Origin of the sequence: Cryobacterium sp. SO1 (genome assembly GCF_004210215.2) — a bacterium.
In the GTDB taxonomy this organism is placed as follows: domain Bacteria; phylum Actinomycetota; class Actinomycetes; order Actinomycetales; family Microbacteriaceae; genus Cryobacterium.
Window position 1 is genome coordinate 1,928,276 of the sequence record NZ_CP067394.1, and the last position, 23,975, is coordinate 1,952,250.

The 23,975-nt window shown below is 66.0% G+C and carries 24 protein-coding genes; 13 read left to right on the forward strand and 11 right to left on the reverse strand.

All coding sequences use genetic code 11. From position 1 onward, the window contains the following. The first annotated feature begins 3 nt into the window (after window positions 1-3). Window positions 4-1,740 carry a cytochrome c oxidase subunit I gene (gene ctaD / locus BJQ95_RS09070; RefSeq protein ID WP_130177528.1) on the forward strand — a complete coding sequence of 579 codons (1,737 nt, stop codon included), beginning with the start codon at window positions 4-6 and terminating at the stop codon, window positions 1,738-1,740. Beyond that, a complete protein-coding gene (locus BJQ95_RS09075) occupies window positions 1,741-2,163 on the forward strand; it encodes a cytochrome c oxidase subunit 4 (protein ID WP_130177527.1) in 423 nt (140 codons plus the stop codon). It abuts the gene before it with no gap. Window positions 2,164-2,227: 64 nt separating this feature from the next. Here the strand turns inward: BJQ95_RS09075 and BJQ95_RS09080 are convergent, their stop codons facing one another. From BJQ95_RS09080 to BJQ95_RS09100, 5 genes are all read right to left on the reverse strand, one after another. Further along, window positions 2,228-3,067 (reverse strand): hypothetical protein, encoded by an 840-nt coding sequence (locus BJQ95_RS09080; protein WP_130177526.1) that lies wholly within the window; start codon window positions 3,065-3,067, stop codon window positions 2,228-2,230. 103 nt (window positions 3,068-3,170) lie between these two features. Continuing rightward, on the reverse strand, window positions 3,171-4,769 hold the full coding sequence (locus BJQ95_RS09085) for a ubiquinol-cytochrome c reductase cytochrome b subunit (protein WP_130177559.1): 1,599 nt from the start codon (window positions 4,767-4,769) through the stop codon (window positions 3,171-3,173). Window positions 4,770-4,783: 14 nt separating this feature from the next. Beyond that, on the reverse strand, window positions 4,784-5,857 hold the full coding sequence (locus tag BJQ95_RS09090) for a ubiquinol-cytochrome c reductase iron-sulfur subunit (protein WP_130177525.1): 1,074 nt from the start codon (window positions 5,855-5,857) through the stop codon (window positions 4,784-4,786). Window positions 5,858-5,910: 53 nt separating this feature from the next. Next, window positions 5,911-6,723 carry a cytochrome c gene (locus BJQ95_RS09095; protein WP_130177524.1) on the reverse strand — a complete coding sequence of 271 codons (813 nt, stop codon included), beginning with the start codon at window positions 6,721-6,723 and terminating at the stop codon, window positions 5,911-5,913. A gap of 24 nt (window positions 6,724-6,747) precedes the next feature. Further along, the gene (locus BJQ95_RS09100) at window positions 6,748-7,317 is read right to left on the reverse strand and encodes a heme-copper oxidase subunit III (protein WP_130177558.1); all 570 of its coding nucleotides are present in this window, start codon (window positions 7,315-7,317) and stop codon (window positions 6,748-6,750) included. A 200-nt stretch (window positions 7,318-7,517) separates the two neighbouring features. On the opposite strand from BJQ95_RS09100, the gene trpD reads away from it, so the two are divergent. Next, entirely contained in the window at window positions 7,518-8,570 is a 1,053-nt protein-coding gene (trpD, locus tag BJQ95_RS09105) for an anthranilate phosphoribosyltransferase (RefSeq protein WP_130177523.1), read from the forward strand. A 161-nt stretch (window positions 8,571-8,731) separates the two neighbouring features. Here trpD and glpK read toward each other — a convergent pair whose 3' ends face one another. Together glpK and BJQ95_RS09115 are read right to left on the reverse strand one after the other, a co-directional pair. Then, window positions 8,732-10,246, reverse strand: coding sequence for a glycerol kinase GlpK (gene glpK / locus BJQ95_RS09110; protein ID WP_130177522.1), 1,515 nt, complete (start codon window positions 10,244-10,246; stop codon window positions 8,732-8,734). A gap of 181 nt (window positions 10,247-10,427) precedes the next feature. Continuing rightward, window positions 10,428-11,144: an aquaporin gene (locus BJQ95_RS09115; RefSeq protein ID WP_240694718.1), complete on the reverse strand. Its 717-nt coding sequence runs from the start codon at window positions 11,142-11,144 to the stop codon at window positions 10,428-10,430. A gap of 282 nt (window positions 11,145-11,426) precedes the next feature. On the opposite strand from BJQ95_RS09115, the gene dhaK reads away from it, so the two are divergent. The 4 genes from dhaK to BJQ95_RS09135 are packed head-to-tail and all read left to right on the forward strand — an operon-like array spanning window position 11,427 to window position 14,228. Beyond that, on the forward strand, window positions 11,427-12,428 hold the full coding sequence (gene dhaK, locus BJQ95_RS09120; RefSeq protein WP_130177520.1) for a dihydroxyacetone kinase subunit DhaK: 1,002 nt from the start codon (window positions 11,427-11,429) through the stop codon (window positions 12,426-12,428). 11 nt (window positions 12,429-12,439) lie between these two features. Further along, window positions 12,440-13,078, forward strand: a complete 639-nt coding sequence (gene dhaL, locus BJQ95_RS09125; RefSeq protein WP_130177519.1) for a dihydroxyacetone kinase subunit DhaL — start codon at window positions 12,440-12,442, stop codon at window positions 13,076-13,078. Between the two features lie 2 nt (window positions 13,079-13,080). Beyond that, the gene (dhaM, locus tag BJQ95_RS09130; RefSeq protein ID WP_130177518.1) at window positions 13,081-13,803 is read left to right on the forward strand and encodes a dihydroxyacetone kinase phosphoryl donor subunit DhaM; all 723 of its coding nucleotides are present in this window, start codon (window positions 13,081-13,083) and stop codon (window positions 13,801-13,803) included. A 59-nt stretch (window positions 13,804-13,862) separates the two neighbouring features. Then, window positions 13,863-14,228, forward strand: coding sequence for a hypothetical protein (locus tag BJQ95_RS09135; RefSeq protein ID WP_130177517.1), 366 nt, complete (start codon window positions 13,863-13,865; stop codon window positions 14,226-14,228). A 120-nt stretch (window positions 14,229-14,348) separates the two neighbouring features. Here BJQ95_RS09135 and BJQ95_RS09140 read toward each other — a convergent pair whose 3' ends face one another. Both BJQ95_RS09140 and BJQ95_RS09145 read right to left on the reverse strand, forming a co-directional pair. After that, window positions 14,349-14,972 (reverse strand): transposase, encoded by a 624-nt coding sequence (locus tag BJQ95_RS09140; RefSeq protein WP_130177516.1) that lies wholly within the window; start codon window positions 14,970-14,972, stop codon window positions 14,349-14,351. A gap of 74 nt (window positions 14,973-15,046) precedes the next feature. Next, window positions 15,047-15,544, reverse strand: a complete 498-nt coding sequence (locus tag BJQ95_RS09145) for a hypothetical protein (protein WP_130177515.1) — start codon at window positions 15,542-15,544, stop codon at window positions 15,047-15,049. A gap of 411 nt (window positions 15,545-15,955) precedes the next feature. Between BJQ95_RS09145 and BJQ95_RS09150 the strand changes: the two genes are divergently transcribed. Both BJQ95_RS09150 and BJQ95_RS09155 read left to right on the forward strand, forming a co-directional pair. Then, the gene (locus BJQ95_RS09150; protein ID WP_130177514.1) at window positions 15,956-16,486 is read left to right on the forward strand and encodes a hypothetical protein; all 531 of its coding nucleotides are present in this window, start codon (window positions 15,956-15,958) and stop codon (window positions 16,484-16,486) included. A gap of 84 nt (window positions 16,487-16,570) precedes the next feature. After that, window positions 16,571-17,020, forward strand: coding sequence for an HTH domain-containing protein (locus tag BJQ95_RS09155; RefSeq protein ID WP_130177513.1), 450 nt, complete (start codon window positions 16,571-16,573; stop codon window positions 17,018-17,020). 723 nt (window positions 17,021-17,743) lie between these two features. Here the strand turns inward: BJQ95_RS09155 and BJQ95_RS09160 are convergent. Next, on the reverse strand, window positions 17,744-20,131 hold the full coding sequence (locus tag BJQ95_RS09160; RefSeq protein ID WP_130177512.1) for an excinuclease ABC subunit UvrA: 2,388 nt from the start codon (window positions 20,129-20,131) through the stop codon (window positions 17,744-17,746). 146 nt (window positions 20,132-20,277) lie between these two features. On the opposite strand from BJQ95_RS09160, the gene BJQ95_RS09165 reads away from it, so the two are divergent. Then, window positions 20,278-20,871, forward strand: coding sequence for an HdeD family acid-resistance protein (locus BJQ95_RS09165; protein WP_130177511.1), 594 nt, complete (start codon window positions 20,278-20,280; stop codon window positions 20,869-20,871). Between the two features lie 12 nt (window positions 20,872-20,883). On the opposite strand, the gene BJQ95_RS09170 is transcribed toward BJQ95_RS09165, so the two are convergent. Further along, the gene (locus BJQ95_RS09170; RefSeq protein ID WP_240694713.1) at window positions 20,884-21,678 is read right to left on the reverse strand and encodes an SDR family oxidoreductase; all 795 of its coding nucleotides are present in this window, start codon (window positions 21,676-21,678) and stop codon (window positions 20,884-20,886) included. A gap of 57 nt (window positions 21,679-21,735) precedes the next feature. On the opposite strand from BJQ95_RS09170, the gene BJQ95_RS09175 reads away from it, so the two are divergent. Genes BJQ95_RS09175 through BJQ95_RS09185 form a run of 3 tightly spaced genes read left to right on the forward strand, consistent with a single transcriptional unit; the run spans window position 21,736 to window position 23,924 of the window. Beyond that, a complete protein-coding gene (locus BJQ95_RS09175; protein ID WP_130177510.1) occupies window positions 21,736-22,206 on the forward strand; it encodes an NfeD family protein in 471 nt (156 codons plus the stop codon). A gap of 1 nt (window position 22,207) precedes the next feature. Then, window positions 22,208-23,182 carry an SPFH domain-containing protein gene (locus BJQ95_RS09180; RefSeq protein WP_130177509.1) on the forward strand — a complete coding sequence of 325 codons (975 nt, stop codon included), beginning with the start codon at window positions 22,208-22,210 and terminating at the stop codon, window positions 23,180-23,182. Beyond that, complete coding sequence (locus BJQ95_RS09185) at window positions 23,172-23,924, forward strand: glycerophosphodiester phosphodiesterase family protein (protein WP_130177508.1); 753 nt, start codon at window positions 23,172-23,174, stop codon at window positions 23,922-23,924. Before BJQ95_RS09180 ends, BJQ95_RS09185 begins: the two co-directional genes overlap by 11 nt. Window positions 23,925-23,975: the final 51 nt, after the last annotated feature.

Sequence of the window (23,975 nt, forward strand, 5' to 3'; positions counted from 1 at the left end):
ACCATGAGCACGACAACAGCTCCCGCCGGCGCCCCGGCGGCCACCCCGGCGGCACGGCCGACCGGTGTCGACCGTAAGGGCAACATCGTCGTCCGGTGGATCACCTCCACCGACCACAAGGTCATCGGGTACATGTACCTGATCACCTCGTTCATCTATTTCTGCCTCGGCGGGGTGATGGCGCTCGTGATGCGCGCCCAGCTCTTCGAACCCGGCCTGCAGATCGTGCAGACCAAGGAGCAGTACAACCAGCTCTTCACGATGCACGGCACGATCATGCTCCTCATGTTCGCCACGCCGCTGTTCTTCGGCTTCGCGAACGCACTGATGCCGCTGCAGATCGGTGCACCCGATGTGGCCTTCCCGCGACTGAACGCGTTCTCGTTCTGGTTGTTCTTCTTCGGCAGCCTGATCGCCGTCGGCGGCTTCCTCACCCCGCAGGGTGCGGCGTCCTTCGGATGGTTCGCGTACCAACCGTTGGCCTCCACAACGTTCTCGCCAGGAATCGGCGGCAATCTCTGGATGGTGGGCCTGGGTCTGTCCGGTTTCGGCACCATCCTCGGTGGCGTGAACTTCATCACCACGATCATCACGATGCGCGCGCCGGGCATGACCATGTTCCGTATGCCGATCTTCACCTGGAACACCCTGGTCACCTCGCTGCTGATCCTGATGGCGTTCCCGGTCCTCGCCGCGGCGATGCTCGCCGCCGCCAGCGACCGGATCTTCCTCTCGCACATCTACGACCCGGCCAACGGTGGCGCCATCCTCTGGCAGCACCTGTTCTGGTTCTTCGGCCACCCCGAGGTGTACATCATTGCGCTGCCGTTCTTCGGCATCGTCTCCGAGGTCTTCCCGGTCTTCAGCCGCAAGCCGATCTTCGGGTACAAGACCCTGATCTACGCCACCATTTCGATCGCGGCACTGTCCGTGACGGTGTGGGCTCACCACATGTACGTGACCGGCTCGGTCCTGCTCCCGTTCTTCTCCCTGATGACCATGCTCATCGCGGTACCGACCGGTGTGAAGATCTTCAACTGGATCGGCACCATGTGGCGCGGTTCGCTGACCTTCGAAACCCCCATGCTCTGGGCGATCGGCTTCCTCATCACGTTCACCTTCGGCGGCCTGACCGGCGTCATCCTGGCGTCGCCGCCGCTGGACTTCCACGTGTCCGACACCTACTTCGTGGTTGCACACTTCCACTACGTCGTTTTCGGAACCGTCGTCTTCGCCATGTTCAGCGGTTTCTACTTCTGGTGGCCCAAGTGGACCGGCAAGATGCTCAACGAACGCCTGGGCAAGTGGCACTTCTGGCTGCTGTTCGTCGGCTTCCACACGACCTTCCTGGTGCAGCACTGGCTCGGCGTGGTGGGCATGCCCCGCCGCTACGCGTCCTACCTGCCCGATGACGGCTTCACCTGGATGAACCAGCTCTCCACTGTCGGCTCGATGATCCTGGCCGTGTCGATGATCCCGTTCTTCCTCAACGTGTACGTCACCGCGCGCACGGCTCCGAAGGTCACGGTCAACGACCCGTGGGGCTACGGCGCCTCCCTGGAGTGGGCGACCTCCTGCCCGCCGCCGCGGCACAACTTCACGTCGATCCCCAGGATCCGTTCCGAGCGTCCGGCGTTCGACCTGAACCACCCGGAGGCCGGCATGCCCGTCGGTATCGGTCCGGCAAAGGACGCGCCGGATGCCCCCACGTATGACGCAGGATCGGAAAAGGTCAAGTAGATGAAAGCCAATATCAACCTCTACTGGATCCTGACGGTGTTCCTTGCCGTGGTGACGGTGGCGTATATCGTCTGGGGCCTCGTGGACCCGAACCAGGGACGCATCGAGTGGGTCGGGACCTTCGCGATCGCCCTCTGCGCCTTGCTGGTGGCGTTCATCGGTTTCTACCTGTCCCGCGTGTACAAGGCGCAGGGCGGCGAACTGCCCGAGGACATGCTCGACGCGAACATCGATGACGGCGACCCCGAACTGGGCTTCTTCAGCCCGTGGAGCTGGTGGCCCATCCTGCTCGCGGCCAGCGCGGCCCTGTTGTTCCTGGGGCTCGCCGCCGGCTTTTGGATCTCATTCATCGCCGTGGGCCTCGGCGTGATCAGCCTCGTCGGCTGGGTGTACGAGTACTACCGGGGCCTGTTCGCCCGCTAGCGGCGCATCCGGTGACACAGCGCCGGTGACCCCAGGGTCACTGGCGCTGTGTCGTGCGCGGCGTTCAGACCCCGGTTCGCCGGAAGGCGAGCAGGCGGAACGCGACGGTGACGTCGGTTGACGTGCGTTCTCCGGAGGGGCTCGAAGACGACGCCGAATGCGGCGCGTGGTGTGAGGACGGGCCCATGCCGATCAGGGCGGCGACGTCATCGGGGGAGAGCGTCAGGACCCGGCTGAGGTCCTCGGTGCCCTCCAGAACGAAACCCGACGCGAGACTGCCGATCAGGTCATCGCTCTTGTTGTCGTGCACGGCCAGGGCCAGGCCGGCGGCCTGGAGCTCCTGCAGATGGCTCGGGTGCGGCACCACGACGGCCAACAGGGCACCGGGGCCGAGGATGCGATGGAACTCGGCCGGATTCCGGGGTGCGAACACGTTGATCAGCACGTCGGCCGCGCCGTTCCTGATGGGCAACGGCGACCAGACGTCCGCGACAAGTCCCTGCGTCATCGCACTGTCGTCGGCGAGCCCGGAACGGACCGTGCGCGCTACAGCGGCCGCGGACAGGTCCATGGCCAGTGCACGGACACCGGGGTCAGGCGACTGCGGGTGCTCGGGCCCGCTGCGAGCGGTAGGATGCGCCGCGGCGGCTGTCGTGCTGGCCAAGACACCGCGAAGGTAGTAGCCGGTGCCGCAGCCGATGTCGATGACCCGGCCCGGGGATTCGGTGGCGACGAGCGCGCCGAGAGCGCTGCGCAACTCGGCGTACCAGCCGCGTTCCAGAAAGGTGTCCCGGGCGTCGAGCATCGCGGGGGAGTCCCCGATAAGTTTCCGTGAGCCGACGACGAGTGAGGCGAATCCACGGCGGTTGGTGTCGAAGCGATGCCGGTTGGCACAGGCGAGCACCAGTTGTCCCGCAGGGGCTAGGTCGCTGAAACAGTTCGGGCACCGCAGCCACTCCGACAGAGTCTGGAGTGACAGCGGTGCCCGCACCTGCTCGCTTGGGTGGCTAGTGGTGATCGGCGTGGCTCTCTTCGAGTTCCTTCGTACCGACCGGGGCGATCCGGTCTTCGAAGAACCACCGGGACAGGCCGGCCCGAACGCGCTGGATCGGCGAGACCTTGCCCTGGGCGTTCGGGGTGAGTTCCAACGGCTTGTAGTTGGTGTAGCTGACCAGCTTCCACCGCTCGTACTCGTCGACGGGCTGGTGCACCTCGATGTACTCGCCGCCGGGAAGGCGCACGATGCGGCCGGATTCGTAGCCGTGCAGAACGATCTCACGATCCTTCTTCTGCAACGCCAGGCACACCCGCTTAGCTATGAAGTAGGCGATGAACGGGCCCAGGATCACGACGGCCTGGAGAGTGTGGATGACACCCTCCATGGACACCTTGAAATGGGTGGCGATGATGTCGGACGATGCGGCAGCCCACAGGCCCGCGTAGAACGTGACACCGGCGGCGCCAATGGCCGTTCGGGTCGGCGCGTTGCGCGGACGGTCCAGGATGTGGTGCTCGCGCTTGTCGCCGGTCACCCACGCCTCGAGGAACGGGTAGAGCAGCACGACTGCGATGAACAGCCCAAGGCCCACCAGGGGGATCAGGATGTTGAACGAGTACGTGTGCCCGAAGATGACCCACTCGAGTCCCGGCGGAATCAGGCGCAGGGCGCCGTCGGCAAAGCCGATATACCAGTCCGGCTGGGTACCGGCCGACACCGGCGATGGGTCGTACGGGCCGTAGTTCCAGATCGGGTTGATCGTGAAGAACGATGCCATCAGCATCACCACACCGAAGACGATGAAGAAGAATCCACCGGCCTTCGCGGCGTAGACCGGGAGCACCGGGTAGCCGACGACGTTGTTGTTGGTGCGGCCCGCTCCGGGGTACTGGGTGTGCTTGTGCACGACGACGAAGAGCAGGTGCATCGCGATCAGAGCGACGATGATGGCCGGCAGGATCAGGATGTGCAGTGAGTAGAGCCGACCGACGATCGCCGTACCGGGGAACTCGCCACCGAAGAGCAGGAACGAGATCCAGGTGCCCACGACGGGCATGCCCTTGACCATACCGTCGATGATCCGCAGGCCGTTGCCGGAGAGCAGGTCGTCGGGGAGCGAGTAGCCGGTGAAGCCCTCGGCCATGGCCAGGATGAAGAGCACGAAGCCGATCACCCAGTTGAGCTCGCGCGGCTTGCGGAATGCGCCGGTGAAGTAGATCCGCAGCATGTGCAGACCGATGGACGCCACGAACAGCAGGGCCGCCCAGTGGTGCACCTGACGCATCAGCAGACCGCCGCGGACATCAAATGAGATGTCCAGCGACGACGCCATGGCCACGGACATTTCCACGCCCTTGAGAGGTACGTACGATCCGTCGTATTCGATTTCGGCCATCGACGCCTGGAAGAAGAACGTCAGGAAGGACCCGGAGAGCAGGATGATGACGAAGCTGTACAGCGCCACCTCACCAAGCAGGAACGACCAGTGGTCGGGGAAGATCTTGCGACCCAACTCCTTGACCGCGGTGGACACGCTGGTGCGCTCGTCGATGTAGTTGGCCGCGGCGCCGGTGAAGCCGCCGGACTTCTTAGTTTCGGCGGGTTTCATATCGGTTGTCGTACTCACTGTCGCTCCCAAAAGCTCGGTCCGACTGGTTCAAGGAAATCGCTCTGTGCGATGAGGTATCCCTCGGCGTCCACGGCAATGGGCAACTGGGGGAGTGCGCGTTTGGCCGGTCCGAAGATGACCTTCGCGTGGTCTGCCACGTCGAACTGCGACTGGTGGCAGGGGCAGAGGAGGTGGTGCGTCTGCTGTTCGTAGAGGCCCACCGGGCACCCGACGTGCGTGCAGATCTTGGAGTACGCGACGATGCCGTCGTAGGACCAGCTGGCACGCTCTGGGGACTGGATGAGATCCTGCGGCTTCATGCGCACGAGGATCACCACCGACTTGGCCTTCTCCTCGAGCCGGCCGTGTTCGAGGTCCGTCAGACCGTCGGGGATCACGGCGAACGAGGAGCCGAGGGTGACATCGGAGGCCTTGATCAGCGCGCCGGACGGGTCGAGTGCCAGCCTGGTGCCCTTTTCCCACATGGTCTGCTTGAGCATGGCGACCGGGTCCTGGTCCTGCGGGGCAAGTCCCCGGAACAGCACCACGGCGGGCAGCGGGAAGACCACGAGCGCGCCGATGAGGCTGTTGCGGATGAGGGTGCGCCGGCCGAATCCGGACTCGGTGTTCGCTTGCTGGAAGATCTCCACTGCACGGGCCCGCGTTTCCTCGGTGCCGCGAACCGGGTGCCGTTCGTCGACGCCTTCTTCGTCGTGCATGAGCGCCTTGCCCCAGTGCACGGCACCGATGCCCAACGCCAGAAGCGCCAAGGCCAAGCCGATGCCGATGAACAGGTTGTTCAGCCGCACCGAGCCCGGGTCCTCGGGGACGATGGGGAAGATCATGTACGCCGCGATGGCGAAGATGCTGCCGACGATCGACAGGTAGAACAGGGTGTACACCGTGCGCTCGGCGCGCTTCTCGGCGCGGGGGTCGAGGTCGGTGATGCGGGGCCGGTGCGGCGGGAAGCCGGGATTGGCCACGGCGTCACGCGCGACGACGGCGGTGCCGGCGGCGGCTGTGTCGTGCTCGACGCTCGAGGAGTCGGCAGCGGTCAGGTCCTTCCCGCTGGTCTCATCGCTGGCCATTGTTCTCCTTCGTGGGCGCTGTCTGTGCTGGTTGTGTCATGACCGGATGCCGATCAGTTCGATTTCGCCGTGATCCACACGGTCAGGGCCACAATGGCGCCCAGACCGAAGATCCAGAGGAATAGGCCTTCGGACACCGGTCCGAGAGATCCCAGGGCGAATCCGCCCGGAGACGGGTTGTTCTCGACGTACTTGAGGTACGTGATGATGTCGCGCTTGTCTTCGGGGGAGACGTTCATGTCGTTGAACACCGGCATGTTCTGCGGGCCGGTGACCATGGCCTCATAGATGTGCTGCGGGGTGACGCCATCCAGTGCGGGCGCGTACTTGCCCTCGGTGAGCGCGCCACCGGCTCCGGCGACGTTGTGGCACATGGCGCAGTTGATGCGGAACAGCTCAGCGCCGGCGGCGGCATCGCCGGCGGCGTCGAGGTATTCGGCTTCGGGAACGGCGGGGCCGGGCGCAAGGGAAGCGACGTAGGCGACGAGGGCCTCGGTCTGCTCCTCGGTGAACTGCACCGGCTTGACGATGGCCTGGGGGCCGTTGGCCTGCATCGGCATGCGTCCGGTGCCGACCTGGAAGTCGACGGAGGCGGCGCCGACGCCGATCAGGCTGGGACCGCTGCCGGTTCCATCAGCGCTGAGACCGTGGCAGGTGGCGCAGTTCGAGGCGAAGAGTTTTTCACCCTCGCTGACGGTCTGCTGGGACGCGGTGTCGCTCTGAGCAGTTGCGGTGCTGGTGCTGATCATTGCGTAGGCGCCACCCGTGAAGAGCAGACCGATCGCGATGAGGGCCACGCTCGCCAGCGGGCTGCGCCGGCCGGTGCGCCGTGCGCGGCCGTTGGTAGGTTTCTGAGTGCTGGGCATGCTGAGGGTGTCCGCTCCTGCTTGTTATTTTAGAACGTAGATGACCAGGAAGAGCCCGATCCAGACGACGTCGACGAAGTGCCAATAGTACGAAACCACGATGGCGCTGGTGGCTTCCTTATGACCGAAGTTCTTGACCGCGAAACCGCGACCGATCACAAGGAGGAAGGCGATGAGTCCACCGGTGACGTGGATGCCGTGGAATCCGGTGGTGAGGTAGAACGCCGACCCGTAGGAGTTGGAGGCAAGAGTGACGCCCTCCGACACGAGGGTGGCGTATTCCAGGACCTGACCGGACACGAAGATCGCTCCGAGCGCATAGGTGAGGAAGAACCATTCGACCATGCCCCACTGGCTGGGCTTCCAGCCGGTGGACCGCGCCTGGAGGCGCTCCGCGGCGAAAACGCCGAACTGGCAGGTGATCGAGGAGGAGACCAGAATCAGCGTGTTCACGAGGGCGAAGGTGAAGTTGTGCTTGTCCGCCTCGAACTGCCACAGTTCCGGGGCGGTGGAGCGAAGAGTGAAGTAGATGGCGAAGAGGCCAGCGAAGAACATGACCTCACTGCCCAGCCACACAATGGTGCCAACCGCCACGCTGTTGGGCCTGTTCACTACGGGGAGGGTAGCCCGGGGAGTAATTGAGGTCGTCGTCACTATTCCATTATGACCGATTCCTCCACAGGTTTTTCTCAAGGTGAAGTGCCATAAGACCCTAATGTCAAAACTGGCACGCCATCCAGGGGCCGAAGTGCCGGAATTGCCGGGCCGGGTGCGGCGCCGCTTAGGCTGGGGACATGCTCGAATCCCAGTCCTGGCCCGCCGTTCTTGATGCCCTCCTGCGCGGAGAGGACCTGAGCGTGGCTGATGCGGCCTGGAGCATGCAACAAATCATGCTCGGCGAGGCGACCTCGGCCCAGCTCGCAGGATTCCTGGTGGCGCTGCGGGCCAAGGGTGAGACTGTGAACGAGATCGTCGGTTTCCGTGACGCGATCCTGGACCACGCGGTACCGCTTGACGTCAATTCCATGGGCCTGGACATCGTGGGCACCGGGGGAGACCGGTTCGGCACTGTGAACGTCTCGACCATGGCGTCGATTGTGTGCGCGGCAGCAGGGGTGCCGGTGATCAAACACGGCAACCGTGCGGCCAGCTCGGCATCGGGCTCATCGGACGTTTTGGCGGAGCTGGGCATCGACCTGACTCTGTCCGCCGAGGCGGTGGCCGGAATCCTCGCTGCCACCGGCATCACCTTCGCCTACGCCGCAGCCTTCCACCCCGGTTTCCGGCACGCCGCCACGGTGCGAGCAGAGCTGGGCATCCCCACGGTGTTCAACTTCCTCGGACCCCTGGTCAACCCGGCCAGGCCGGAGGCGTCCGCCGTCGGCGTGGCGAACCTCGACCGGGTTCCCCTGTTCGTCGGGGTGTTCCAGACCCGCGGCGCATCGGCTCTGGTCTTTCGTGGGGACGACGGCCTCGACGAACTGACCACAACCGGGCACAGCCATGTGTGGGAGGTGTCACGTGGCCTGGTGACCGAGCACGACATCGACCCTCGTGACCTCGGCATCCCACGCGCGACCATGAGCGAGTTGGTCGGCGGCACGCCGGCGCACAACGCGGCCGTTGTGCACTCGGTTCTCGCTGGTGAGCTCGGGCCGGTGCGCGACATCGTGCTCCTGAATGCGGCAGCCGGCCTGGTGGCCTATGACCTCGCCCACGATCCCGCTCAGTCGCAGGTCAGCATCCTGGACCGGTTCCGGGCCAAGCTGACGGTGGCGGCAACGGCCGTCGACTCCGGCGCCGGTGCGGCGAAATTGGCCCACTGGGTGCAGGCCAGCCGTGCTTGACCTGACCCGGCTGGCCTGACCCGGCTGGCCTGACCCGGCTGGCCTGACCCGGCTGGCCTGACCCGGCTGGCCTGACCCGGCTGGCCTGACACGACGGCCCGCTCTGCCGCGCCGCGGTTCGCGGCGGGCAGAGCGGGCCGGTGCCTTGCGGCGGCCGCTGCCTACAGGACGTCCTCGTCGACCCAGTCGAAGGTCTTGGTGACCGCCTTCTTCCAGTTCCGCAGCTGCCGGTCGCTCTCCTCAGCGCTCAGCTTCGGTGTCCAGCGGCTGTCCTCCTGCCAGTTCGCACGCAGCTCGTCCAGCGTGCTCCAGAAACCTACCGCCAGGCCGGCCGCGTAGGCGGCGCCGAGCGCGGTGGTCTCCGCCACAACCGGGCGGATCACCGGCACGCCGATGATGTCGGCCTGGAACTGCATCAGTAGGTTGTTCTTGATCATGCCGCCGTCGACCTTGAGCTCGGTCAGCGGCACGCCCGAGTCGGCGTTGACCGCGTCGAGGACCTCGCGGGTCTGGAACGCCGTGGCCTCCAGCGCCGCGCGGGCGATGTGGCCCTTGTTCACGAACCGGGTCAGGCCCACCAACGCACCGCGAGCATCCGAACGCCAATACGGCGCGAACAGGCCGCTGAACGCCGGCACGAAGTAGGCACCGCCGTTGTCGTCCACGGTCGCGGCGAGCGTCTCGATTTCCTCGGAGGAGGTGATCATGCCCAGATTGTCGCGCAGCCACTGCACCAGGGCGCCGGTGACGGCGATCGAGCCCTCCAGCGCGTAGTGCGGTTCGGCGTCGCCGAGCTTGTAGCCCAGCGTGGTGAGCAGGCCGTTCTTGGAGTGGATGATCTCGGTGCCGGTATTGAAGATCAGGAAGTTACCGGTGCCGTAGGTGTTCTTGGCCTCACCCTGGTCGAACGCGGCCTGGCCGAACGTGGCCGCCTGCTGGTCACCGAGGATGCCGGCGATGGGCACCTCGCGCAGCAGACTGTGTTCGTTGACCATGCCGTAGACCTCGCTGGAGGAGCGGATCTCCGGCAGCATCGATTTCGGCACGTTGAAGATGCGCAGGATCTCGTCATCCCACTGCAGCGTCTGCAGGTCCATGAAGAGCGTGCGGCTGGCGTTGGTGACGTCGGTGGCGTGCACCCCGCCCTCCAAACCGCCGGTGAGGTTCCAAAGCACCCACGAGTCCGTGGTGCCGAACATCAGGTCGCCGGCCTCGGCCTTCTCGCGGGCGCCCTCGACGTTCTCCAGGATCCAGACGATCTTGGTGCCGGAGAAGTAGGTGGCCAGCGGCAGGCCCACCTTCTGCTTGAATCGCTCCACGCCGCCGTCGGCGGCCAGCCGGTCGACGATCGGCTGCGTGCGGGTGTCCTGCCAGACGATGGCGTTGTAGACGGGCTTGCCGGTCGTGCGGTCCCAGACCACCGCGGTCTCGCGCTGGTTGGTGATGCCGACCGCGGCGATGTCGTGCCGGGTGAGGTTGGCCTTGGACAGGGCCTGGCCGATGACTTCACGGGTGTTGTCCCAAATCTCCATCGGGTTGTGCTCGACCCAGCCCGCCCTGGGGAAGATCTGCTCGTGCTCGAGCTGACCGGTCGAGACGATGGATCCCGAGTGGTCGAAGATGATGGCGCGCGAACTCGTGGTGCCCTGGTCGATGGCGAGTACATACTTGGCCATGGTGTACCTCCTTGTACGTTGATAGTGGCTTGGAAAAACTATAGAACCGACGGCGCGAAAACCGGCGGGTGATTTCGGTTCGGGTCCGGCACAGTTCGGGTCCGGCACGGTTCAGGTCCGGCACAGTTCGGGTCCTGCGCAGCGAAGCAGGCCGGTCCGTGGAAGAACCGGCCTGCCGCGGCTATGCCATGATCGGCAGCCAGACCAGCGACGCCCAGCCGGCCAGGACACCGCCGATGACGGGGCCGACCACGGGAACCCAGGAATAGGCCCAGTCCGAGGAGCCCTTGCCCTTGATCGGCAGGATGAAGTGCGCGATCCGGGGGCTGAGGTCACGGGCCGGGTTGATGGCGTACCCGGTCGGGCCACCGAGCGAGACACCGATCACGAGAACCAGCAGCGCCACCGGCAGAGCGCCGAGCGCGGCCAGGCCGCCGCTTTCGCCCTGGCGGCCGCCGCCAAAGGCGAGCACCACGAAGACCAGCACGAAGGTGCCGATGATCTCGGTGACCAGGTTCCAGCCGTACGAGCGGATGGCCGGCCCGGTCGAGAAGGTGCCAAGCTTGTTGGCCGGCTCCGGCTCCTCGTCGTAGTGCTGCTTGTAGGCCAGCCAACAGACGACGGCGCCGAGGAAGGCGCCGACGAACTGGCCGGCGATATAGGTGAGCACGGACAGGAAGTTCACCGGGACGCCGAGGCCGAATTCGGTGGCGCCAGAGGCGACGAGGCCGAGGGTGACGGCCGGGTTGAGGTGTGCGCCCGAATTGTAGGCAACCGTCACACCGGCGAAGACCGCAAAGGCCCAGCCGAAGGTCACCATCAGGAACCCGCCGCCGAAACCCTTGTTCTTCGTCAGTGCCACGTTGGCCACGACACCACAACCGAGGAGGATGAGCATCCCTGTGCCCAGCACCTCCGACAAAAACACAAGACCGATATTGTCCACGATGACCTTTCTCGTAAGAAGCGAGATGCCGGCTGAACCGGAGCAATCCCTTCGCGTTGAGCGATTTCGCAGTCACCATAGCGCGGCACGGGCGTGAGCGAAATAGTCCCGGTGGGCCGCATCATCTGCCTCTTACCCAGACCGAGCGCAGCGCGTAGGTTGGGCACGGAGCACGGTTGCGTGCCCGGCGCTGATGCTTGCGCCGATCGATCCCGACGAAACGAAGGAATGGTCATGAAAAAGCTTGTCAACGACCCGAAGAACGTTGTCGACGAAGCCGTCGCCGGTTTTGGTGCGGCCCACGCCGATATCGTGCGAGTCTCCCTGGATCCGGTGTTCATCGTGCGCGCGGACGCACCGGTGGCCGGCAAGGTCGGCATCGTCAGCGGCGGCGGCAGTGGGCACGAGCCCCTGCACGGTGGTTTCGTCGGTTTCGGCATGCTGGATGCCGCCGTGCCCGGACCCGTATTCACCTCGCCCACTCCCGACCCGATTCTGGCCGCGACCAAGGCCGTCGACGGGGGAGCTGGGGTGCTGCACATCGTCAAGAACTACACCGGGGACGTCCTCAACTTCGAAACCGCGGCGGACCTGGCCGAAGCCGACGAGATCGAGGTGCGCACCGTGATCGTGAACGACGACGTGGCCGTGAAGGACTCGCTGTACACGGCCGGCCGGCGCGGCGTCGCCGGAACCGTTCTTGTTGAGAAGATCGCGGGGGCGGCCGCGGCCAGGGGCGATGACCTCACCGCCGTGGCGGCCGTGGCCGAGAAGGTAATCGGCCAGGTGCGCTCGATGGGGGTCGCGCTCACCCCCTGTGTGGTGCCGCACGCCGGCGAGCCGAGCTTCACTCTGGCCGATGACGAGATTGAGATCGGTATCGGAATCCACGGCGAGCCCGGCCGCGAGCGGATCAAACTCGAACCCGCCGACGCGATCGTCGACCGGATCCTCGGTCCGATCCTGGAAGACATCCCCTATGTGTCGGGAGACAGGGTCCTGCTCTTCGTCAACGGAATGGGCGGGACGCCACAGGTTGAGCTGTACATTGTATTCCGACGGGCCGCCGAAGTTCTCGCCGAGCGAGGCATCGAGGTGACACGCACGCTCGTCGGCAATTTCACAACGTCACTGGAGATGCAGGGCATGTCGATCACGGTACTCAAACTCGACGACGAGTTGACCGCCCTGTGGGATGCTCCGGTGCACACGGCCGCACTGCGGTGGGGAAAGTAGGGAAGACCGTAATGAGCGTAGACGTCGCATGGGCCCAGGCCTGGATCAGGAGCAGCGCGCAGGTTCTGTCGGAGCACCGCGCCGAGTTGAACACCCTCGACCGGGAGATCGGTGACGGTGACCACGGCGAGAACATGGACAGGGGCTTCCAGGCCGCCCTGCCCAAGCTCGACGCCCTGGCCGACGCGGCCACGCCGGGTGAACTGCTCAAGACGCTCGCGGCTACGCTCATTTCCACCGTCGGCGGCGCGGCCGGTCCGCTCTACGGGACCGCGTACCTCAAGGCCGCCGCCGCCGTCAGCGGGGTCGCCGAGTTGGACGGCCCGGCCGTTGTGGCCCTGCTGAGCGCGGGGCGCGACGGCATCGTGCTGCGCGGCAAGGCCGAATCAGGCGACAAAACCATGGTCGACGCCTGGACCCCGGCGGTGGACGCGGCCATCGAGGCCGAAGCCGCCGGGGCCAGCCCCGGCCTGATCCTGGCCGCCGCCGCGGACGCCGCCGAAGGCGGAGCCGTCGCGACCGAACCCTGGATCGCTCGAAAAGGACGGGCAAGCTACCTGGGCGAGCGGGCGATCGGCCATCGTGATCCTGGCGCGCAGTCGACGGCGCTGATCCTGCGCTGTGCTGCCGATGCAGCCACCCAGTCCTGATCATGGCGGAGAACAGTGTGCCTGATCGTGGCGCCTCCGAACCTCTGGTCGGTGTGGTGTTCGTGTCGCACAGCGCCGACATCGCTGCCGGCCTCGTGACACTGGCCCGCCAGATGGCCCCCACGGTCACCCTCGTGGCTGCGGGCGGTAGGGACGACGGGGGTATCGGCACCAGCTTCGACAAGATTGTTGCGGGCCTGGCGGAGGCCGACACCGGGCGCGGCGTGGTGCTGCTCTGCGACCTGGGTTCGGCCGTCCTGACCGCGGAGACTGCGCTGGACTTCCTCGACGACGAGGCGCGTGCGCGTGCGCGCCTCGCCGATGCCCCGCTGGTGGAGGGCGGTGTGGCCGCGGCGGTCGCCGCTGAGATCGGGGGAGACCTCGCGGCCGTTGTGGCGGCGGCCGAATCGGCCCGGGGCACCTCCGCCGCACCTGAGCCCGCTGTGGCGCCTGCCGGGGGAGCGGCGCAGCCGGTCAGCCGCACGGTGGTCCTGCGAAACCGGGACGGACTGCACGCCAGGCCGGCCGCAGATTTCGTGAAACTGGCCGGCGGGTTCGATGCCGAGGTCACCGTGAACGGGAAGGACGCGCACAGCCTGCTTGGCATCATGTCGCTGGGGCTGACCCGGGGGATGAGCGTGGAGATCTCCGGACCCGACGAGCGTTCCCGGGCTGCCGTGGATGCCCTGGCCGACCTGGTCGAGACCGGTTTCGGCGAGGAGTAGCCGCGCGAATCCGGCCCGGTTCCTAGCCGTAAGGCGTCCGGTGGGCGTACGCTGTGCCCATGGTCAAGAATGAGAAATCCTCGACCCAGGCTCGTCGGAGGGGCCCCAGTCGGCTGTTCGACTGGGTGGAGAACCGCATCCGGCCGGCCTTCGATTCGCCGCCCGTCGGTACCAACAACGCGGCCGTGACGACGGGTCTGACCGACTGCCCGGTCTGCGGTCGACCGATGACCGAGCACACGATCGAGCACTCGGCCCACGACACGGTCCTAAACTGTCCGGTGCCGCATCCGGGGGCCTGGGACCGGGACGCGTTCGAGCCGGTCAACGAATTCGGCATGGTCATCCGTCGTCGCGCGGACCAGAGCGGCACGGACCAGAGCGGCACGGACCAGCGCGGCACGGACCAGCGCGGCACGGACTGACCCGCCCGGCGGTGCTCACCACGGTGACGACACCCCGAGTGCCGAGGCGGCTGAAAACCGTCAATCTCGGGTGGAAACTCGGCTCCGATCTCGACTTGTTGACATAATGTGCATTATCGGTCATAAACTAAGACCAATTGCATCTGATGTCACGAGGCGGGTGTGGTCGTCGAGGAAGGCGAACAGATACGTTTTCCGCCCATTGATCCGCGGCCCGTGCAGGCCGTCACCGACCCACATTTCGTTGGGGTAATCCGCTTCGAACCGGCCGAATACCTCCCGCACCCCGGTCGGGAGTTCCAGCGTGCGGAAGTGCCGCAGCAACGTCGACTCGCTCGGCGCGTCGCCGAGGGTGTCCATCATGATCCGGCGCACCTGCGCTGAGGTCCGGGCGGGCCGCTCGCGTTTCAGCATCGCGGCTAACGCCAGGATCTGCGCCGGAGTGACGGCACCCTGGGCGCGGCCGCGGGGCTTCAACGCGTCGAAACTGCCGCGCCGCCATGCGCGAATCCACCGGTCGATGGTGTCTTTGGAAACCGTCACCGTGCCGCCGAACGGCCCCGGGTGCACCAAAGCCGCAAGGTCCCTGACCATCGGACCGCGCTGACGCGTGGTCACCGCACTGTCGGCTGCAGCGCGGATCAGCTGGTACCGGAACAAGGCGATCTTCTCCATCCGGTCCCGGCGCACTACCGATTCCGACGGCGATCCGGCCGGCACGAGGAGCGACAGCGCCGGGCTCACGGGGGACGCCCGGGGCGCCACCGGCGGAACGGTCGGTAGAACGGTCGGTGGGGTTGCGGGCATGAAAGGTCCTCTCAAACAGTGAACACGCCGATCACAGGGATATGGCAGGCGCTCCTGCCACCTTCCCCGCCGACCACGCCTGTGCGTAAGGGCCGATTGGTGTTGGGACCCGCAGCCCACCAGCTCGAGCAAAACAAGCGCCCGTTCGTCGTCGCAATACCGGCCTCGACCCACGTCACCGTGACGGTCGCGGCGAACCGACGAGCCAACCCCTCGGCATACGCCAGCAACACCGATAACGCCTCACCCCCGGCGAAGCCGGCAGGTTTAGGCCAAAGCACCACGGCGTCGGGAGCGTCCCGCACCAACAACCCCGTGAACCGCTCCCCGATCGAAGCGGCCGACGCGGCGAAGGCGCGCAGCCAGCCGCGGACCGTCGAGACCGGTCTGCCGCAGCCCGCTGCGATCTTCCGGTGGCCCCAACCCAGCGCCACCTTCGCCTCGACCGCCGCCGCGATCACCTCAGTCGAATCGGCCCGCCGCGCGGCCAACCGCACCTCCAGGAGCACATGCGTGCCCTGGCATGCCGTGCACCGGGAACGGCGCGGCCGGAACCTGCGATCCGTCCAATCCGTGCCGAGGCCCTCGCGAATGACACGGCCCCTCGCCCACCCCCAGGGGCGCAACCGGCCACCACAATCGGGACACGCCACGCGCCCGACCAGCAGGTCCAACTCGACAACAACAGGATCATGACTTACCGTGAGCATCAGCGCGGCCTTTACGCGTTAGAACGGCCCGGCGTGATCCTTCAAGATTGCACGCCGGGCCATTCGTCTATCCGGACATCGTCAGCCTGACGCCGCCGACGAGCAGAAACCAAATCCAAGCTCGCTAAAACCCATCGTCACCGGGGAAGACGCCTACGTCGTCACCCCGCGAGACGTGCAACAATCGCTGCCCTCAATGGGACAGCAAACATGGGCATGCCGCCGAGGTTTCGCTCAAAGAGGGTTATGGGGGTTCTCCTTGCCGCGATGATCGGATTCTGTTCGCTTGGGACAGTAGCTCCGGCGGCCATAGCGGTGGAGCCGAACACCGAGTCCGTGTACGAGCTGAACATCAATGGTCAGCTGACCACAATGGCAGAGGGGGAAACGGCGGTGTTCGGCATGTCGAGCATTGCTGTGCCCTCAGCGCCGGGAACGGTACGACCTCTCGTGGACTACCCCGGAAATTCCGGGACGATCACCATCACAACCGTGGGCGGCGTCTACTACTGGAACGTGAAAATGACGATCCCGGTTACCTCGTTCTTGGGAACGTTCAGCATCACGGACCTCACCAGCGGATTTAGTGGTGGCAGTGTCGTTGCCACTTCTTTCTCCGGTTCGGCTCCGACGAGCAAGCTCCGCGGTCACAGGTACTCCGGCACGCTCTCGGGCAAGGCCTTCTTCGCGGGCGTGCCTGTCTCCACGACCGGTCCGAACAACACGATTTATCAGTACTAGGACAGCGACGGAGGAGGAAAGGCTGGTCCGCCAGAAGGCGACTAGCCTTTCCTCGTTCGCTTTAATGCGAGAAAGAGGGAGTTTATGACGTCGAAGGCATTTGACACCGCAGACGAGCTGCGGCGCATGATCTCTGAAGGGCACATCTCCGAAGAATCTCTGGAGGTCATTACGGGTATCCAGCGGGAGAAGCTACGGTCGTTCCTCGACGAACAAACGCCTTGGACAACAGGACTCGTCGCTGAAGCGCAGGCTCTCTCGAATGACGAGAGCACTAGGTTGTCCGTCCTCGCGGCACAGCTGACAGACGGGCTGTCGATCAGCGATGACGCCCGACTCAAGGCGATCTTCGAGTCCTTGACGATTGAGTGTCACTTCACGCTTGGGAATATCGCCAAGTTGACTGGTCTTGACCTCGACGTTTTGGAGAGCGCCCTGCGTGACCCGCAGGTCGTTTCGGCAGATAAAAAGTACGAACTCTCTAGTAAGGGGTCCTACCTCATCAACGCGGTGAATCGAGCACGCGATCGGTAGGACAAACGAACGTGCGTTGAGCTAGACCAAGATCGGCCCGGTCGATGCTGCCCGCAGGGCTGAGACGCTGTCAGTTCCGCCTCGATCGACGGGTTGGGTTGCTAACGCCGACCGAACTAAGTTCGCGCGATGCGCCGGGACCGACGATGTCTGAGGTCTGCCCGCCATCACGCTCAATAGTAGTCTCTGGACGGATCCCCTCAACTCCGGTGAACTCACCACCGGCCCCACCAAATGACGGCCAATGTCTCATGAGACCGTCGGTCGTCTTCGGCGTACCGACGCTCTTTTTTAGCATCAGCGGCGGCTCGAATTTTGTGTCCCTGCGCCACAGAAGCTGAAGCGCCTACGCACCATCTTCCTGGTGAATGCGGGCCGATCGCGGGCGCACCAAGCCAATGTGTCGGTTGGCCAGACCTCAATGCAGTCCGGCCAACGTCTTTGTTGGCTGACAATTGTTTCAACTACACGACACGGCTGGACACGCATCGTTGCCGGTACATCGATCCTGCGAGGAGGGCTGGGTAGCTGGTCGATTCGCTCCGAGATCGGGCTGATGCCCTCTGTGTCGTAGCTATCCGCTGTCGTTGCCGTCCCTGGTGTAGCCAGTCACGCCGCCGGGATGCCAGCGTGTGCGCGGTGTCGTGCCCCGCCGGTGATGCACCCCTTCCCAGCGGCTCGGGATGCCACCACTCATGTTATGTCAAGAAGACCGGTTTCTGGTCAGGCGCCGACGTACGCAGCGAGGTGCTGGCCCGTGAGGGTGGAGCGTGCGGTGACGAGGTCGGCCGGCGTTCCCTCGAAGACGATCCGGCCGCCGTCGTGGCCGGCGCCGGGACCCAGGTCGATGATCCAGTCTGCGTGCGCCATCACCGCCTGGTGGTGTTCGACGACGATGACCGACTTGCCGGAGTCCACCAGGCGGTCCAGCAGCCCGAGGAGCTGTTCGACGTCGGCGAGGTGCAGCCCCGTCGTGGGTTCGTCGAGAACGTAGATGCCGCCCTTCTCCGAGAGGTGAGTGGCCAGTTTCAGCCGCTGCCGCTCTCCCCCGGACAACGTCGACAGAGGCTGACCCAGGCTGAGGTATCCGAGCCCCACGTCGGCCAGGCCCAAAAGAATGGCGTGTGCGGCCGGAATCCGGGCCTCGCCGGCGCCGAAGAACTCCACGGCGTCGGTCACCGACATCGCGAGGACCTCGCTGATGTCACGGCCGCCGAGCCGGAACTCCAGGACCGACGCGTCGAACCGTTTGCCCTCGCAGACCTCGCAGGTGGTCGAGACGGTCGCCATCGGGCCCAGGTCGGTGAAGATCACGCCGGCGCCGTTGCAGTTGGGGCAGGCGCCCTCGGAGTTGGAACTGAACAGCGCGGGCTTCACTCCGTTGGCCTTGGCGAAGGCCTTGCGGATCGGTTCGAGCAGCCCGGTGTAGGTGGCCGGGTTGCTCCGCCGCGAGCCGCGGATCGCGCCCTGGTCGATCGCCACCACGCTCGAGGCGGCCGGGACGGAGCCGTGCACGAGCGAACTTTTGCCGGAGCCGGCCACCCCGGTGATCACCACGAGCACGCCCAGGGGGATGTCGACGTCGACGTCCTTCAAGTTGTGCGACCTCGCACCGCGGATCTCCATCGCCCCGGCGGGCGTGCGCACGTCTTCCTTGACCCGCGCACGGTAGTCGAGGTGGCGGCCGGTGAGCGTGTCGCTGGCCCGGAGCCCCTCGAGAGTGCCCTCGTAGCAGACCGAGCCGCCCGCCGTGCCGGCGCCGGGACCGAGGTCGATGACGTGGTCGGCAATGGCGATCATCTCCGGCTTGTGCTCCACCACGAGGACGGTGTTGCCCTTGTCCCGCAGGCGCAGGAGCAGCTCGTTCATCCGCTGGATATCGTGCGGGTGCAGGCCGATGGTCGGCTCGTCGAAGACATAGGTGACGTCGGTGAGCGAGGAACCGAGGTGCCGGATCAGCTTGGTGCGCTGCGCCTCACCACCGGACAGGGTGCCGGCCGGCCGGTCCAGCGAAAGGTAGCCCAGACCGATCTCGGTGAACGAGTCGAACAGGTGCTGCAGCGCCGCCAGCAGCGGGGCCACCGACGGGTCGTCGAAGGTGCGCACCCAGGCGGCGAGGTCGCTGATCTGCAGGGCACAGGCATCCGCGATGTTGACGCCGGCGATGCGGGAGGAGCGGGCGCCCTCGTTGAGCCGGGTGCCGCCGCAGTCGGGGCACGTGGCGAAGGTCACGGCGCGGTCCACGAAGGCGCGGATGTGCGGTTGCATGGCCTCGCGGTCTTTCGACAACATCGACTTCTGCACCTTGGGCACCAGGCCCTCGTAGGTCATATTGATGTCGCCGACCTTCACCTTGACCGGTTCCTTATAGAGGAAGTCCTGGAGCTCCTTCTTGGTGTAGTCGCGGATCGGCTTGTCGGCGTCGAGGAAGCCCGAGCCGGTGAAGATTCGCACGCCCCAGCCATCCGCGGTGTAGCCGGGGATCGTGAGTGCGCCCTCGTTCAGCGACTTCGAGTCGTTGTACAGCTGGGTGAGGTCGATGTCGTTGACCGTGCCCATCCCCTCGCAACGCGGGCACATGCCGCCGGTGACGGTGAAGCTGCGCCGCTCCTTGACGGTGATGCCGCCCTTCTCCATGGTGACCGCTCCGGCGCCGGAGATTGAGGCCACGTTGAAGGAGAACGCCTGCGGCGAGCCGAGGTGCGGCTGGCCGAGCCGGCTGAACAGGATGCGCAGCAGCGCGTTGGCGTCGGTGGCGGTGCCCACCGTGGAGCGGGCGTTGGCGCCCATCCGCTCCTGGTCCACGATGATCGCCGTGGTCAGCCCACTGAGTACGTCCACATCCGGCCGGGCCAGCGAGGGCATGAAGCCCTGCAGGAACGAGCTGTAGGTCTCGTTGATCATCCGCTGCGACTCCGCGGCGATGGTACTGAACACCAGCGAACTCTTGCCGGAGCCGGACACCCCGGTGAACACCGTCAGGCGCCGCTTGGGGATGTCGACGCTGATGTCCTTGAGGTTGTTCTCCCGCGCACCCTGCACCCGGATCAGATCGTGACTGTCCGCAACCGCGGCGGAGCGCTGGCGGGCCGGTGAAGCGGAAGCGGTCATCGTGTCTCCAAAGAGGGGGTGCCGAACCGTCGGCGCCGGGCGGCCGACCAGTTCCGAGCATACGTCAGGGTCTCCCCCGCCACAGGGCGTTTTCGTGGGGGCGGCGGGTGTATCCGTTTCCGCGCCATCGGATTAGTTTGGCGTACATGCCCAACACCGTCGGACCCACCAGCGCAGTCTTCGCCATCAGCGTCGACCCCCGACAGCTGACGCCGCGGGAGATCAGCGGTATCCGGGTGGCTTTCGCGGTGAGCGGCGTGGTCGCCATCGCTATCGGCACGATTCTGCTGGTCTGGACCGAGGCGACCCTCTCGGTGATCGCGGTGCTGTTCGGGCTCTACTTCGTGATCAGCGGTGTCATCCGGATCGTGCGCGGGGCCGCGAGCACCGGGTCGTCGGCCGGTGGCCGGGTGCTCAATATTGTGCTTGGTGTCCTGGTGCTGATCCTGGGCATCCTGGCGATCCGCAACCCCGAAGGGTCCCTGGCGGTGCTGGGCCTGCTGGTCGGCATCGTGTGGATCGTCGAAGGGGTGGCGGCGCTGGTGGAGTACACCACCGATTCGAGCCGCTGGCCCGGCATCGTGCTGGGGGTGGTGAGCGTCCTGGCGGGCGTGATCGTGCTGTTCGCGCCGGTGGCGACGTTCGGCGTGCTCGTCACGATCGGCGGAATCATGCTGATCGTCTCGGGGCTCGTGCAGCTGGTCCGCGCCTTCACCTTCGGGCGTGGCGTCGCCGCGTGAGAGCAGCCCCGACTAGCTGGTGAAGTCGGAGGTGTCGCCGACGTACCGGGTGTTGTTCGCCGGCACCGGCTCGACGGCGGCCAGGACGATTTCAGCGGCGAACTCACTCACGTTGTACAGCTTGCCGGCGGAATCCTGGCGGGCGCTGATGGCGCCCGGGTTCGCCCGCTCGAGCAGGACGGCCGTGATGGTGCCCTGGATCATGTCGCCGGAGACGACGACGAAGCCGATGCCGGCCTCCGCCAGTTCGGGGATTACCGCGCGGAGGGCGTCCTCGCCGGCTCGCTTGCTGCGTGCGACCGGCTCGTAGACGGCGACGTTCGACGCCGTGTCGACGAAGTGCGCCTGGTGGCTGGTGATGAACACAACGCGGGCACCGTCGCTGAGCAGCGGGACGGCGGCGGTGAGCAGGTTCACTTGGGCATCCCGGTTCAGCTGCATGGCGTAATCCTCGGCCATGCCGGACTCCATGCCGCCGGAGGCATTCATCACTAGCATGTCCAGTCCGCCGTACTCGGCGCGGATGGTGTCGAACATCGCCGAGACGGACTCGGCGTCGGTGAGGTCAGCGGCCACGGTGATGGCGGTCCCGCCGGCGGCGCGGATGGCGTCAGCCAGCTTGGTGGCCCGCGCTTCCTTGTTCCGGTAGTTGATGACGACCTTCGCGCCGGCTTCGGCGAAGTAGGCGACGGTGTCGGCTCCGATCCCCCGGGACGAGCCCGTGACGAGGATGCGCTTTCCCGAAAGGCTGCCGGGCTGGAGGGGATTCATCGATGGTGTGCTCACGGTGATAAAGACTACCAACATGGCCCACACCTCCAAGTGCTAGCGTCGTGTGCATCCGACGCTTAGAGGGGCGGCGACATGGTGGATTTGACCGACTACCTGTGGATCGTGTGGCTGGTGTTCATCCTGGTCTGCGTGATCATCGAGCTGCTCACCCTGGATTTCACGTTTCTGATGATCGCCGTCGGCAGTGTCGCCGGCCTGGGCGCGAACCTGCTCGGCTGGGACTGGTGGGTCCAGATCCTCGTCGCCGGCGCGGTATCGGTGCTGCTCCTGCTGCTCATCCGCCCGGTACTGCTGGGCCTGATGAATAGGAACGCCGCGTCGGTACCGCCGAGCAATGTCGCCGCCCTGATCGGCATGGGCGGACGGGTGTCGTCCACGGTCGCCGACCTGGGCGGCCTGGTCAGGCTCGATAACGGCGAGACCTGGACCGCCCGCCTCTCCCCCGGCGGGGCGCCCGCCCGCATCGACCCAGGAGAGCGGGTGCGGGTGTCCGCCATCGAAGGTTCCACAGCGGTTGTCGTCCCTGACGAAAGGATCCCCTAACGTGCCCAGTCTCGATCAGCTCCTTGTCCAGATCTTCGTGGTGGTGCTCATCATCGTCGTCCTGGTCTTCGTGGTGGTGGTGCTCGTGCGCACCATTCGCATCATTCCGCAGGCCAACGCCGGTGTCGTCGAGCGCCTCGGCAAGTACCACAAGACCCTGATGCCGGGGCTCAACATCCTGGTGCCGTTCATCGACCGGGTGCGTCCGCTCATCGACATGCGGGAACAGGTGGTGTCCTTTCCTCCGCAACCGGTGATCACCGAGGACAACCTGGTCGTCTCGATCGATACCGTGGTGTACTTCCAGGTGACGGATGCCCGCGCCGCCACCTACGAGATCGCGAACTATCTCGGTGCGGTGGAGCAGCTCACTACGACAACGCTCCGCAACGTGGTCGGCGGGCTCAACCTTGAGGAGGCGCTGACCAGCCGCGACAACATCAACGGTCAGCTGCGGATCGTGCTGGACGAGGCGACCGGCAAATGGGGCATCCGGGTCGGCCGGGTCGAGCTGAAGGCCATCGACCCGCCGCACTCGATCCAGGACTCGATGGAGAAGCAGATGCGAGCGGAACGGGACCGTCGGGCGCTGATCCTCACGGCGGAGGGCACCAAACAGTCTGCGATCCTCACCGCCGAGGGCGCCCGGCAGGCGTCGATCCTGCAGGCCGAGGGCCAGGCCAAGGCCGCCGTGCTGCGTGCGCAGGGCGAAGCCGAGGCCATCACCACCGTATTCAAGGCCATTCACGACGGCGACCCCGACCCGAAGCTCCTCGCCTATCAGTACCTGCAAACCCTGCCGAAGCTCGCCGAAGGCAGCGCGAACAAACTCTGGATCGTGCCGAGCGAGCTGACCGAGGCGATGAAGGGCATCGGCCGGGCCTTCGGACCGAATCCGGTTCCCGGTTCCCACCCGGGTGCCGTCGCCGATTCCCCAGCAGCCGGAGAGGGCACCGGGCGCGGCCATGACGGCTGACCGGGCGGCGTTCCTGTCACCACCGGGCCCGCGGATCCTGGCGCACCGAGGGCTGAGCACTCACGCGCCGGAGAACACGCTGCTCGCCTTCCTGCAGGCCATCGCGCACGGGGCGACGCACCTGGAGACGGACGTGCACGCCAGCCGCGACGGCGTGGCCGTGATCAGCCACGACCCGGTCCTGCCCGATGGCGGCGCCGCCGTGAACGAGCTCACGATGGCGCAGCTTGGCCGCGTCGACCTGGGCGAGGGGCAGAACTACTGCTCCCTGGCGGAGGCCCTGGCCGCGTTCCCAGAGGAACGGTTCAATATCGACGTCAAGTCCGCCGACGCGGTATCGCCGACAGCGCGGGCCATCCGGGCGACTTCGGCCTCCCGCCGGGTGCTCCTCACCTCTTTTTCTGAGAGCCGGCGCCGCCGGGTGCTCCGGGAGGTCCCCGGCGCCGCGACCTCCGCGTCAGCCCAGGGGGTCGCACTGATGCTGGCCGCCGTGTCCCTCCGTCAGTACTGGGCCCTCCCCCGCATCCTGCGCGGGATCGACGCCGTTCAGGTGCCGGTCAACGCCGGGCGGCTCCGCATCGTCACGCCGCGGGTGGTCGGGCACATGCATACAATCGGGGTGGAGGTGCACGTCTGGACCGTCAACGACCCACTGCTGATGTGCCGGCTGCTCGAGCTGGGTGTCGACGGCCTCGTCACCGACCGCTGTGACCTCGCCGCCCAGGTGGTCGCACGCCTGTGATGCGCGGCACCGAGGGCGACACGCCGATGAGAGCAGACCGATTCTGAGAGA